The 12098-nt window shown below is 60.9% G+C and carries 11 protein-coding genes and 1 riboswitch; of the genes, 7 read left to right on the forward strand and 4 right to left on the reverse strand.

Annotated features, from left to right (window positions below; translation table 11 throughout):
* Window positions 1–36: 36 nt before the first annotated feature.
* Complete coding sequence (glnT, locus tag KZO34_RS07630; RefSeq protein WP_219475295.1) at window positions 37–1395, reverse strand: type III glutamate--ammonia ligase; 1359 nt, start codon at window positions 1393–1395, stop codon at window positions 37–39.
* A gap of 159 nt (window positions 1396–1554) precedes the next feature.
* Here glnT and KZO34_RS07635 point away from each other — a divergent pair, with 159 nt between their 5' ends.
* The 3 genes from KZO34_RS07635 (at window position 1555) to KZO34_RS07645 (ending at window position 4563) form a co-directional block, all read left to right on the forward strand.
* Entirely contained in the window at window positions 1555–2586 is a 1032-nt protein-coding gene (locus KZO34_RS07635) for an alpha/beta fold hydrolase (RefSeq protein ID WP_219475298.1), read from the forward strand.
* Window positions 2587–2782: 196 nt separating this feature from the next.
* A riboswitch (guanidine-I (ykkC/yxkD leader) is annotated at window positions 2783–2896 on the forward strand.
* 66 nt (window positions 2897–2962) lie between these two features.
* Window positions 2963–3778: an ABC transporter permease gene (locus KZO34_RS07640; RefSeq protein WP_219475300.1), complete on the forward strand. Its 816-nt coding sequence runs from the start codon at window positions 2963–2965 to the stop codon at window positions 3776–3778.
* A complete protein-coding gene (locus KZO34_RS07645) occupies window positions 3778–4563 on the forward strand; it encodes an ABC transporter ATP-binding protein (RefSeq protein ID WP_219475306.1) in 786 nt (261 codons plus the stop codon). Before KZO34_RS07640 ends, KZO34_RS07645 begins: the two co-directional genes overlap by 1 nt.
* 61 nt (window positions 4564–4624) lie before the next feature.
* Here the strand turns inward: KZO34_RS07645 and KZO34_RS07650 are convergent, their stop codons facing one another.
* The 3 genes from KZO34_RS07650 to pedF all read right to left on the reverse strand — a co-directional run bounded on the left by KZO34_RS07650 (window position 4625) and on the right by pedF (window position 8072).
* On the reverse strand, window positions 4625–6400 hold the full coding sequence (locus KZO34_RS07650) for a PQQ-dependent methanol/ethanol family dehydrogenase (protein WP_219475307.1): 1776 nt from the start codon (window positions 6398–6400) through the stop codon (window positions 4625–4627).
* Window positions 6401–6603: 203 nt separating this feature from the next.
* Window positions 6604–7569: a substrate-binding periplasmic protein gene (locus KZO34_RS07655; RefSeq protein ID WP_219475309.1), complete on the reverse strand. Its 966-nt coding sequence runs from the start codon at window positions 7567–7569 to the stop codon at window positions 6604–6606.
* Window positions 7570–7643: 74 nt separating this feature from the next.
* Window positions 7644–8072, reverse strand: a complete 429-nt coding sequence (gene pedF / locus KZO34_RS07660; protein WP_219475311.1) for a cytochrome c-550 PedF — start codon at window positions 8070–8072, stop codon at window positions 7644–7646.
* Between the two features lie 262 nt (window positions 8073–8334).
* Between pedF and KZO34_RS07665 the strand changes: the two genes are divergently transcribed.
* The 4 genes from KZO34_RS07665 to KZO34_RS07680 are packed head-to-tail and all read left to right on the forward strand — an operon-like array spanning window position 8335 to window position 12045.
* The gene (locus tag KZO34_RS07665; protein WP_219475312.1) at window positions 8335–9510 is read left to right on the forward strand and encodes an ABC transporter substrate-binding protein; all 1176 of its coding nucleotides are present in this window, start codon (window positions 8335–8337) and stop codon (window positions 9508–9510) included.
* A 38-nt stretch (window positions 9511–9548) separates the two neighbouring features.
* Window positions 9549–10523 (forward strand): YVTN family beta-propeller repeat protein, encoded by a 975-nt coding sequence (locus KZO34_RS07670; RefSeq protein WP_219475313.1) that lies wholly within the window; start codon window positions 9549–9551, stop codon window positions 10521–10523.
* Window positions 10520–11245: an ABC transporter ATP-binding protein gene (locus KZO34_RS07675; protein ID WP_219475315.1), complete on the forward strand. Its 726-nt coding sequence runs from the start codon at window positions 10520–10522 to the stop codon at window positions 11243–11245. The genes KZO34_RS07670 and KZO34_RS07675 overlap by 4 nt, the downstream gene beginning before the upstream one ends.
* Window positions 11242–12045: an ABC transporter permease gene (locus KZO34_RS07680; protein ID WP_219475317.1), complete on the forward strand. Its 804-nt coding sequence runs from the start codon at window positions 11242–11244 to the stop codon at window positions 12043–12045. The genes KZO34_RS07675 and KZO34_RS07680 overlap by 4 nt, the downstream gene beginning before the upstream one ends.
* Window positions 12046–12098: the final 53 nt, after the last annotated feature.

The raw sequence follows: 12098 nt of genomic DNA on the forward strand, positions 1-12098 counted from the left end.
CCCTGGTCGCCCCGGATTTCCATCCACCCGCAGCAATCAGAACATTTTCAGGTAACGTTCAACTTCCCAGGACGAAACGTGGTTCTGGTAACTTTCCCACTCGCCCCGCTTGAACTCGATGAAGCTGTTGAACATTGCCTCACCGAACACCTCCTTCGCCAGTGGATCCGCTTCGAACGCCTCGATCGCCTCACCCAGGTCCCGGGGCAGGTATTCAATGCCCTGCGCGGCAATGTCGGCATCGCTGTAGTTGTACATGTTCTCATGGTGCGGAGCACCGGCATCCAGACCGTCACGAATCCCCTCGAGGCCTGCGGCTAAAATCAGGGCACCCCCCAGATACGGGTTGCAGGCAATGTCTGCGGCCCGACATTCGATGCGGCCACCCATGCCGGGAATGCGGATCATGTTGGTGCGGTTGTTGGAGCCGTAACACATGAACACCGGCGCCCAGGTGGAGCCGGACATGCTGCCCTGACGCACCAGCCGCTTGTAGCTGTTCACCGTGGGAGCGATGACCGCGCTGATGGCCGCGCCGTGTTTCAGGACGCCGGCAATGAAGTGGTAGGCGATCTTGCTGATGCCGCAGTCGTGCAGGTCATCGCCTCGGGGTTCAAACAGGTTTTCACCGGTTTTGAGGTCGGCCAGGGACATATTGTAGTGGGCGCCGCTGCCGGTACGGTCGGCGAAAGGCTTGGGCATGAAGCTGGCAAAAGCACCGTGCTTGCGGGCGATTTCATTGGCCATCATCCGGAAGAACACCAGGCGATCCGCCATGGTCAGGCCGTCGGCATACTTGAAATCGGTTTCGAACTGGCCGTTGGCGTCTTCGTGGTCGAACGAATAGACATCCCACCCCAGCTCGTTCATGGCGTCCACCAGTTCGTCCATGATCGGCAGGTTGTCCATCAGGGTACGGGGGTCGTAACAGGGCTTGCCCAGGTTGTCGCGGTCACTGAGCGGCGCAAAGCCGCCGTCCTCCGTATCCCGGAACAGGAAAAACTCGGTTTCTATCCCCAGATTAAAGCGGTAACCCATGTCTTCGGCAGCGCTCAACTGACGCCGGAAAATGTTTCGGGAACAGGCTTCAAACGGCGCGCCATTCAGGTACAGGTTGCCCGGAAACCAGGCCAGCTGACGGTTCCATGGGCAGACTGCAACACCGCTGGCGTCTGGCATGGACGCCACTTCGTCGTCAGAGATGTCCTGGGGCACGCCGTCCAGCGCCGCGCCCGTGTAAAGTTCAGAGCCTTCCATCATCTGCCCCAGGTGGGCTAATGGCACAAATTTGCCTTTGGTCACCCCATGGATGTCCACGTAGCTGGCAATGGCGTACTTAACGCCCGCGTCGGCGAGCGATTTTTGCAGAGATTTGGTGTCGGTCAGGTCGGTCATGATGATTCCTCACTTGACCCGGCTGTCCGGGTCGATCAATGGATTTCTGGCACGTTTCTTTCTACAAAACCCATATTCAACTTACATGCCAGCATGTATGTAAAGAGGCCTGAGGCAGGACCGACCCACTTCAGAGCCGAAGCCGGAGGCGAAGAATAAATGTCAACAAAACAGTGGATTATCGAGGATTTTGAGGCGGGCGATCTGGGTCTTTCGAGCGGCGAAACTCTGGCCGCGGCACGGCTGCATTACCACCAGATCGGGGAACTGAACGCACCAAAAGATAACCTGATCCTGTTGCCGACGTACTACGGTGGTGCGGCGGCGGGCAATCACCCCTGGGTTGGAGCGGGCAGCCCGCTGGACCCGGACCGATACTGCATCGTGATTCCTTCCTTGCTGGGGGCCGGTGAGTCCTCGTCCCCGTCCAACACCTTCGGTGCCCTGGGTGGGCACCGATTTCCCCGAGTCAGCCTGTACGACAACGTGCAGCTTCAGAAGCGTCTTGTGGATGACGTGTTCGGTGGGGCCCGCCTGGCCCTGGTGATGGGCTGGTCCATGGGCGGCATGCAGGCGTTACAGTGGGGCAGTCTGTTTCCGGACCGGGTGGATGCGGTCCTTGCCACCTGCTGTACGGCCCGCTGTTGTCCCCACAATCGCGTTTTCCTGGAGGGCGTGAAAGCGGCCCTGACCTGTGATCAGGACTTCCGGGACGGCCACTACCAGGAGCCGCCGGTTCGCGGGCTCCGTGCGTTTGCCCGGGTATATGCCGGCTGGGCGTACTCCCAGGCCTTCTTCCGTCATCAGCGTTGGCGAGAGGCCGGCTTCGAGTCCATTGAGCACCTGTTGCAGTGTTGGGAACAGGACCATCTGGCCCAGGACGCCAACAACCTGCTGACCACCCTGGACACCTGGCAACGGGGCAACCTTGCCGACAACCCGATCTATGCGGGTGACATCACCGCGGCGCTATCCAACATCACCATGCCCACGGTCATGATGCCATCGGCCACTGACCTCTATTTCACCGAGGAGGATGCCATCGCCGACGCCCGGGGCATGCCCGGGGCCCGGGTGCAGACGTTGTCATCGGATTGGGGCCATATCGCCGGCGGTTCCGGTCGCGAGGCTGCCAGCCACCGTCAGATCCTGCAGGCGGCCCGGTCACTGCTGGCCCGGCAGGAGCGTTAACAGTGCACAGGTATCCTCGACGCCCTGAATTGGTGCCACGCTCCAGCCAGCCCGATGGCGGCAGGTACCAGTTATTGCGGTTCGGGGAAGCTGGCACGCAGTCTGCAACGGCAAACACTGACGGTTTACCAAACCCTTATCCGTTCACAGCAGCCATTCACAGAACACCGCAGACCGTGCGGCAAGTACAACGGACACAATGGGTGACTAGGGTTCCGATCCGGGCAGAAATCCACCATCAGCCCGGGTGGCTGGTCCGAGAGTTACCGACCTCTGGGAGGTTACACGGCGGGACAAAAGCCCGGGAGACAGAATCGCACGCAATTGCCTGATCTGCGATGACCGTGCCGTGTTGTGTGACCAGAGGAGAAGCCTTATGCGACTGATCAACCGCCACCCCGGGCGGGTCTCCGCCACCCTGCTGGGGCTATTACCTTTCCTGCTCATCATGCTGATCTACAGCCTCGCCTCCCAGGAGCGCCTCGCGGAAAACCCGAATGACAAACTGCTGCCCGGCCTCGAACAGATGACCTCAGCGGTCGACCGCATGGCGTTCCAGGAGGACCGGCGCAGCGGCGACTTCCTGATGTGGCAGGACACCACCGCCAGCCTCGCCCGGCTGGGCATGGGCGTTGGTATTGCCGCCCTGCTCGCGCTCGCTGTCGGCCTCTTGAACGGCGTTCTTCCGCTGGTGCGGGCCAATCTGGCGCCCCTGGTCTCGGCTTTGTCCATGGTGCCGCCGCTGGCCATTCTGCCCATCCTGTTCATCGTCTTCGGCCTGGGCGAGTTGTCCAAGGTGATGCTGATCGTCATCGGTACTGCCCCGATCATGATGCGCGATGTCGCCCAGAGGGTGCGGGAATTGCCCGGCGAACAGCTGATCAAAATCCAGACCCTTGGCGCCAACTCCTGGCAGGTCATCACCCGCATGGCACTGCCCCAGGTCCTGCCACGGTTGATTGACGCCGTGCGCCTGAGTCTGGGACCCGCCTGGCTGTTCCTGATAGCGGCCGAGGCCATTGCGTCCACCGAGGGACTCGGATACCGGATCTTTCTGGTCCGCCGCTATCTGGCGATGGACGTGATTCTGCCCTACGTGATCTGGATCACTATCCTCGCCATCGTCATCGACCAGTGCCTGCGCCTTGCCAACCGCAGGCTGTTCCCGTGGTACAACGCAGGAGGCCACTGATGAGTTTCATTACCGTCAACAAACTGTGGAAAGAATACGGCGACCAGGTGGTCCTGGAGAACCTGAACCTGAACGTCAAACAGGGCGAGTTCTGTACGCTGGTGGGCGCCTCCGGCTGTGGTAAATCCACCTTTTTGAAGATGCTGCTGGGCCAGGAAACCGCCAGCCGTGGTGAGCTGTTGCTGGAAGGTGAGGCGTTTCCGGCCGAACCGGACCGCAACCGGGGCATTGTGTTCCAGCGATATTCCGTATTCCCGCATCTTACGGTGCGGCAGAATGTGCTGATGGGCCTGGAATTGGAACAGAAACCCTGGCTCGGCAAGCTGTTCGGCGCCGCGCGCCGGGAAGCACTGGAGCGCGTGGACGCCATGCTGGCGTCAGTGGGCCTGAGTCCGTCCGCCCACAAATGGCCCCATGAGCTGTCCGGCGGCATGCAGCAGCGCCTCGCCATTGCCCAGTCCCTGATCATGCGCCCCCGGGTGCTGTTGCTGGACGAACCTTTCGGTGCCCTTGATCCCGGCATTCGGGGCGACATGCACGACCTGCTGCTGAAACTCTGGCAGGAAACCGGAACCACCATCTTCATGGTAACGCACGACCTGCAGGAAGGTTTCTACCTGGGTACCCGGCTACTGGTCTTCGACAAGGTCCGCAACGATCCCCACGACCCCCAGGCCTTCGGGGCCACCATTACCTACGACCTGCCCATCGGACAGACCGACCGCAAGCTACTGGACGACATCAACCAGTCAGTGGCCGAAACCGCGAGGCACCAGGCGGCCTGAGCGCAGCGGCCAGGAACAAAAAAGGTCGCCCGGAGGCGACCTTTTTTGTTGACCGGCAGGATCAGTTGCTGGCAACACGATCCTTCGGCAGCTTGAAGGTCCAGACCATACCGCCCTGGTTGAACTCCTTCACCACCTTGGCCACTTCGCCACCCCAGAGTGGAACCGCACCACCCCAGCCGGAGGCCACGGAGACGTACTGTTCACCGTCCATCTCCCAGGTAATCGGCGTGCCCACCACGCCGGAGCCGGTGTTGAACTTGTACAACTCCTCGCCGGTCTTGGCGTCGAACGCCTTCAGGTAGCCTTCGGGCGTCCCGGTGAACACCAGATCACCCGCAGTCGTCATCACACCACCCCACAGAGGCGCAGTGTTCTCATGACGCCACACTTCCTCTCCGGTTTTCGGATCCATCGCCCGCAACACGCCGATGTAATCGTCGTTGGCCGGCTTGATGGTGAAGCCCGCACCCAGGAAGGCGGCACCTTTCTTGTAGGAGACCGGCTCGTTCCAGATGTCCATGGACCACTCGTTGGAAGGCACATAGAACAGGCCGGTGTTCTGGCTATAGGCCATGGGCATCCAGTTCTTGCCGCCCAGGAACGCGGGCTGAGCTACAACCGGGTTGCCCTTGGTGCCTTCGGTGGCATTGGGATCACCCGGACGGCCGCCTTCCGTGAAAATCGGGCGACCGGTCTCGGGATCCAGCCCCTTGGCCCAAGTGATCTTGTCGACAAACGGAAAGCCGCGGATGAAGTCGCCGTTCTCTCGATTCAGCACGTACATGAAGCCGTTACGGTCGGCCGTGGCGGCCGCCTTGACGGTCTTGCCGTTTTCCTCGTAATCGAACGAAATCAGCTCATTGACACCATCGTAGTCCCAGCCATCGTGGGGCGTGGTCTGGAAATGCCACTTGATGCTGCCATCGTCCGGATCAATGGCCAGGCGGGAGGATGAAAACAGGTTGTCCCCGGGACGCAGGTGCGAGTTCCAGGGTGCCGGGTTACCGGTGCCAAAGAACAGGGAATCGGTATCCGGATCGTAGGTGCCACCCAGCCAGGTGGCCGCGCCGCCATTCTTCCACATGTCACCCGGCCAGGTGACACCGGCCTTGCCACCGGAAATGCCGTTCTCGATGGCCTTGCCGTCTTTGTAGACGTAGCCCATGTGACCTTCCACGGTCGGACGGGTCCAGAGCTTCTCGCCGGTGTTGGGGTCGTAGGCTTCTACCTTGCCGACAATACCGAACTCACCACCGGAGACGCCAGTGATCAGCTTGCCCTTCACCACCAGCGGTGCGGCGGTAATGGCGTAGCCGGCCTGGTAATCCGCGACCTTCTTGATCCACATCGGCTTGCCAGTGTCCTTGTTCAGGGCGACCAGCTTGGCGTCCAGGGTACCGAAAATCACCTTATCGTCGTACAAAGCGACCCCCCGATTGACCACGTCACAGCACGGCATGATGCCGTCGGGCAGACGGGCGTCGTATTGCCAGATTTCCTCACCGGTCATGGCATCGATCGCGTATACGCGGGAGTAGGAGGCGGTCACATACATCACCCCATCCTTGATCATGGGCTGGGATTCTTGGCCACGCATCTTCTCACTGCCGAACGAGAAGGCCCACACCGGCTGCAGGTACTGGATGTTGCTGGCATTCAGGTTGTCCAGCGTGCTGAACCGCTGGCCCTGGGTGCCCATGCCGTAGCTGACAATATCTTCAGGGGTATTGGCATCGTTCATGATGTCTTCGTCAGTGACCGCCTGGGCCCCGTAGGACACCGCCAGTGCCAGTGCGCTGGCGGCAATGCGAATCCCGAACTTGTTCGATCTCATGGTTGCGCTCTCCAATTCTCTTGTTATCGGTTTTTCGGTGAACCGGGAAAGTTTCCCGCCTCTGCACTGATTCTTCGCTTTGATGGAAAAACCAACAATTACTCACCGGCACAGGTTTTCTCATCACTTGGTAGTACTACTTCCCAAAAGAAAGCCCGCGATAGGGCGCGGGCTTCGATTCAAGATATCGCTCCTGGCGACTACTACGGGCTTTGAAGTTCGCCCTCAGCCCGGGCGATGGCCTCTTCACTGAGAAACTCCCGGTAGTACTGGGGCACGCTGTACTGCAAATCGAGCTTGGCGAACACCGCATCGAGCTCTCCACCCTTCACCAGGTTGCCGATGATTTCCTCCAGGGCGTAACCCAGCTGACGATGGGTGTGTTTGATGGCCATGCCCACATCCCACACCTGCTTGCCGATACCGGGAAAGCCGTTGCTCGCCAGTCTGAACGCGCCATTCTCCGGCCGGGCCAGTTCATGGTCGATCTCCGCCCGCATGCCCATGACCGCACTGACCTCCCCCGCCCGCATGGCTTCGAAGGCCGCCTTCACATTGGGATAATGGCGTACCTGCTCCCGCATGCGACCCTGTAGCCCGGAGGTCAGATAAAAATCCGGCAGAGTGTCGATCTCGACCCCGACGGGGTGGTACTGGAAGACCGCGACCGTTTCCACCGAGCCCAGCTGTTCCGGGTTGAAGGCGACCTGCCAGGTCTCCTGCTGATAAGGTCCGAACAGCACCACCTGTTCGTTGATGTACTCACCGGTGGAGTCCTGCATGTAGGCGTATTCCTTGTCGTAAGGCACGCGCATCATCACATCCGCCAGCCGGCGCTTGGCCAGATAGTGGCCTTTCCAGACGTTGTTCCGGAGGTCATCACCGAGGTTTTCGTCGGGCACGATCCAGTGCACCTTGAATTCCACGCCCAGTTCCCGGGCAATGCGTTTTCCGATTTCGACATCGATGCCCCGGGGCTCGCCGTTCACCTCGAAGGAATAGGGAGGGAAGTTCTCGTACACCCCGACCTTGAGATAGCCGGAGTCGACAATGATGTCGTAGGTCCGGTCGGCCGGACGGTTCAGCAGCGGGTCGCCATCGTCAACCTCCTGGCCCCAGGCCAGCGGAACGAACAGCAGCAGAGCAAGTACCAGAGACAGTGTTTTCATGGTTTCTCCCCAACGACGTCAGGCCGGCGCTGGGCCGGCCCGGGATCAGACCTTCAATTTACCGCGCCGGCCATTCATTCAGGCTTGGGCAGGGACTCCACATAGGTCTTGATGGCCCACATGGCGTTCTGGTCCAGCGTCTTTTTCCAGGACGGCATACCGCGGTCGGTTCCGTTCCGTACCCGGGTAATGTAGTACTCGTCGTCCCATTCAGTCAGCTCCCGCAGATCCGGGGTCAGCCCGCCGGACATCGCGCGAATGCCGTGACAGCCGGCGCAGTTGCCGGCGTAGGCGCTTTCACCAACCTCCACGGCCTGGGCATTTTTGTCACCGTGCTCGTTACCCTCACGGAACGGGTTCTGGGCCAGAACCTCTTCACCCAACGTCGGTAGGTTGCCGGTATCAACCTCCTGCGGTGTGACATTTCCATGGGCGAGGACCAGGCCGGCGGCACCAAACAGTGCGGCCGAGAACAGGGTTTTGAGTGAAAAGGATGTTGTCATTGTTGCCACCTCGGTTGTGATTCCCCGTGCGCTGGCTGTTGGATTTATCAGTGACCAGCTTTCTGACTCTCAGTCTAGGAACCCCGAACGCCAATCCGAATGCCACTTTGGAGGATTCGGCCTAGTTCCTTGGTAGTAGACGGGAGGTCTGAATGAGCCTTTCTCCTCCTTTAGTACTGCCGGATTGCGACTTTCTGAATATTTCCGCCCCTGCCCGCCTTCTCTAAGCTCGGGGGAAAGACAACAAAAATCAGGAGCACCCATGTACCGCAGATGCTTGCGTCTGTTCGCCATGGCGGTCGTCGCCACCTTGTCCACTGCATCACCAGCGGCACCCTCGGTGGACGTTGCCATCGGCTATATCCAATGGCGTCCGGACCAGGGACCGGTGCTGTCCAACGTGATTCCCGAGCCGCACGACGCGGGCCTGCGCGGCGCCGAGCTGGCGATCGACGATAACAGCACCACCGGCAAATTCCTGGGCCAGACCTATTCCCTTCAGAGGGAAGTGGCGGAGTCAGGAGAGGCCGCCATCGCCGCCTTTGACGCCATGCGCCAGAACGGCATTCGGCTGTTTGTCGTGAACGCTCCGGCCGGAACACTCAAGACCATGACGGCAAAGGCCGGCGAGGACACCCTGATCTTCAACGCCGGGGCCAGTGACGATGCCCTGCGCACCGGGCAGTGCCCTGTCAACCTGATGCACACCATGCCCAGCTACTCGATGCTCACCGATGCCCTCGGTCAGTGGCTCAACCAGCGGCGCTGGGACGAGGTTTTCCTGATTACCGGGCCCACCAAGGCTGACAAGGGCTGGGCCGACGCCTTCCGTCGCTCCGCCAGGCGCTTCGGGCTGGAGATTGTCGCGGACAAACCCTGGACCTTTGATGCCGACCTGCGCCGCACTGCCTCCAAAGAATTACCCCTGTTTACCCAGGCCGGTGATTACGACGCCGTGGTGGTCGCCGATGTGCGCGGGGATTTTGGCGAGTACGTGCCGTTCAATACCTGGCTGCCACGACCGGTGGTGGGTACCCAGGGCATGTCCCCGGTTACCTGGCACCGGGTGGTGGAAAGCTGGGGTGCGGCGCAACTGCAGAACCGCTTCCGTGAACTCGCCGGCCGTGACATGAACGGCGAGGACTATGCCGCCTGGGCAGCCATCCGCGCCATCGGCACGGCCGTCACCGACCTCAACTCCGCCAACCCCATGGACATACGGACGTTCCTTTTCAGTGACGATTTCCAGCTGGCTGCGTTCAAGGGCCGAAAGCTCACCTTCCGGGACTGGAATGGTCAGCTGAGGCAACCCATTCCGCTCACCCATCCAAGAGGTCTGGTGGCGCGAGCGCCCTTTGAGGGCTTCCTGCATCCGAACACCGACATGGACACCCTCGGCTTCGACCGGCCGGAGAGCAAGTGTCGAATCAATGACTGACCGCGTTGGCGGCATCCGCGTAAAAAAGGAGTCTCACCATGAAAGCCCTGCTCAAACAGACCGCGCTCACCGCCATGATCGCTCTCTCGCCTCCCGCACTGGCCAGTCTGGCCTACGTGTCCAACGAGAAAGACAACACCATCTCGATCATCGATACCGATACCCAGGCCGTGGTCGAGACCATTGACGTCGGCCAGCGCCCGCGGGGCATCCTGCTGTCCAGGGACTACACCAAGCTGTACATCTGCGCCAGCGACGACGACACCGTGCAGGTAATGGATCTGGCCACCCGCAAGATCATCGATACCCTGCCCTCCGGCGAGGATCCCGAGCAGTTCTCCCTGCACCCGAATGACCGGCATCTGTATATCTCCAACGAGGACGATGCCATCGTGACCGTGGTGGATGTCACCAACAAAGACGTGCTGGCGCAGATTGATGTCGGGATCGAACCCGAGGGCATGGCGGTCAGCCCGGATGGCAAATGGGCGGTCAACACCAGCGAGACCACCAGCATGCTGCACTGGATCAATACCGACACCTTCAAGATCGAGAAGAACATCGTGGTGGGTCAACGCCCGCGGCACGTGGAATTCAGCCGGGACAGCAAGATCGCCTGGGCCTCCGCCGAAATCGGCGGCACCGTTCACATCATCGATGTCGACACGCTTGAGCAGATCCACGAGATGACGTTCAAGGTGCCCGGTGTCAACCAGGACCGGGTGCAGCCCGTGGGGATCGAGCTGACCTCCGACGGCAAGTACGCCTTCGTGGCGCTGGGCCCATCCAACCATGTGGCGGTGGTGGATGCCCAAACCTACGAGGTGCTGGATTACCTGCTGGTTGGCGCCCGGGTCTGGCAACTGGATCTGGATAAAGACGAAAAACACCTCTATACCACTAATGGGGTCTCCGGCGATGTCTCGGTCATCGACGTGGACCAACTGAAAGTCATCAAATCCATCAAGGTAGGCCGCTACCCCTGGGGTGTGGTTATCGACCCGACAACATGACCATAGAAGCCCGCAACCTCAGCTTCCGCTACGGCGACAAACCGGTGCTCAAGGAGGTCAGTTTTGCCCTGACCCCGGGTCACTTTCACGCCTTGCTGGGACCCAATGGCGCGGGCAAGTCGACTCTGTTTGGCCTGCTGACACGGCTGCTGGCCCTGCAGCACGGCGATGTCCTGATGGCCGGGGAATCCCTGAAACGCCAGCCCTCGGAAGCGATGCGCCGGATCGGCGTGGTGTTCCAGCAGAATGCCCTGGATCTGGACCTGACGGTCAGGCAAAACCTCATGTACCACGGTGCGCTGCACGGCTTGTCCCGACAGCAGACCCGTGGCCGGGGCGACCGCGAGCTGGAACGTTTCGGATTGCTGGACCGGGCAGATGATCCGGTACGCAAACTCAATGGTGGCCACCGGCGCCGGGTGGAAATTGCCCGCGCCCTGCTCCACCAGCCGTCGCTGCTCTTACTGGACGAGCCCACCGTTGGCCTGGACGTGGCCAGCCGCCGGGCACTCAACGACCATGTCCGCACACTCTGTGCGGACGAGGGCCTGACCGTGCTCTGGGCAACCCACCTGATCGAGGAGGTACGACCGGAGGACCACGTGTTGATCCTGCATCAGGGCCAGTTGCTGGCCGATGGTTCGGGCCGCTCGATCTGCGAGGCCGAGGGGGCCCGGGACCTGGCCGAAACTTTCGAATCACTGACGGGAGCGGCACCATGAGCCCGGCCCAGTACTGGCATTGTTTTGTTGGCATCCAGACCCGGGAATGGCTGCGGTTCTGGCAACAGCGAACCCGCTTTGCCAGCGCCCTGGTGCGCCCGCTGTTGTGGCTGGTGGTGTTTGCCGCCGGTTTCCGGGCGGTACTGGGCATTTCCATCATTCCGCCCTATGACACCTACATCACCTACGAGACCTACATCGCCCCCGGGCTGTGCGGCATGATCATTCTGTTCAACAGCATGCAGGGCGCGCTCTCAATGGTGTACGACCGGGAGTTGGGCAGCATGCGGGTACTGCTGATGAGCCCCCTGCCCCGGCCGTTCCTGCTGGTGACCAAGCTGCTCGCCATGGGCGTGGTGTCGGTGGGGCAGGTGTACGTTTTCCTGCTGCTGGCCCTGCTGGTGGATGTAGAGCCTCCCCTGTGGGGCTATCTGGCGATCCTGCCCGCACTGGTGCTGACCAGCCTGATGCTCGGTGCCCTCGGTCTTCTCATCGCCACCTGGATCAAGCAACTGGAGAACTTTGCCGGTGTCATGAACTTTGTCATCTTCCCGATGTTTTTCCTGTCCTCGGCCCTGTATCCGCTGTGGCGGATGAACGAGGCCAGCCCATGGCTCTACTGGATCTGTCAGCTCAACCCGTTTACCCATGCGGTGGAAGCGATCCGATTTTCGCTGTATCTGGAGTGGAACCCGATGGCCTACGGCATAACAGCCGCCATTACCGTGGTGCTGGCCCTGATGGCAACGGCCGGATTCCGGCCTCAGCGGACCAGGATTCTTGGAGGAAAACCCGCATAGAGTCTGGTGGCGATTGGTGGATACGGCTTTCCAAAACTGTGCGGAGCCATGGA

The organism is Marinobacter sp. F4206 (assembly GCF_019392195.1).
Lineage (GTDB): Bacteria > Pseudomonadota > Gammaproteobacteria > Pseudomonadales > Oleiphilaceae > Marinobacter.

What these genes read in the sequence shown, in the direction of transcription:
- glnT (WP_219475295.1), bottom strand. Translation starts at nt 1,395, where the DNA reads ATGACCGACCTGACCGACACCAAATCTCTGCAAAAATCGCTCGCCGAC.
- KZO34_RS07635 (WP_219475298.1), top strand. Translation starts at nt 1,555, where the DNA reads ATGTCAACAAAACAGTGGATTATCGAGGATTTTGAGGCGGGCGATCTG.
- KZO34_RS07640 (WP_219475300.1), top strand. Translation starts at nt 2,963, where the DNA reads ATGCGACTGATCAACCGCCACCCCGGGCGGGTCTCCGCCACCCTGCTG.
- KZO34_RS07645 (WP_219475306.1), top strand. Translation starts at nt 3,778, where the DNA reads ATGAGTTTCATTACCGTCAACAAACTGTGGAAAGAATACGGCGACCAG.
- KZO34_RS07650 (WP_219475307.1), bottom strand. Translation starts at nt 6,400, where the DNA reads ATGAGATCGAACAAGTTCGGGATTCGCATTGCCGCCAGCGCACTGGCA.
- KZO34_RS07655 (WP_219475309.1), bottom strand. Translation starts at nt 7,569, where the DNA reads ATGAAAACACTGTCTCTGGTACTTGCTCTGCTGCTGTTCGTTCCGCTG.
- pedF (WP_219475311.1), bottom strand. Translation starts at nt 8,072, where the DNA reads ATGACAACATCCTTTTCACTCAAAACCCTGTTCTCGGCCGCACTGTTT.
- KZO34_RS07665 (WP_219475312.1), top strand. Translation starts at nt 8,335, where the DNA reads ATGTACCGCAGATGCTTGCGTCTGTTCGCCATGGCGGTCGTCGCCACC.
- KZO34_RS07670 (WP_219475313.1), top strand. Translation starts at nt 9,549, where the DNA reads ATGAAAGCCCTGCTCAAACAGACCGCGCTCACCGCCATGATCGCTCTC.
- KZO34_RS07675 (WP_219475315.1), top strand. Translation starts at nt 10,520, where the DNA reads ATGACCATAGAAGCCCGCAACCTCAGCTTCCGCTACGGCGACAAACCG.
- KZO34_RS07680 (WP_219475317.1), top strand. Translation starts at nt 11,242, where the DNA reads ATGAGCCCGGCCCAGTACTGGCATTGTTTTGTTGGCATCCAGACCCGG.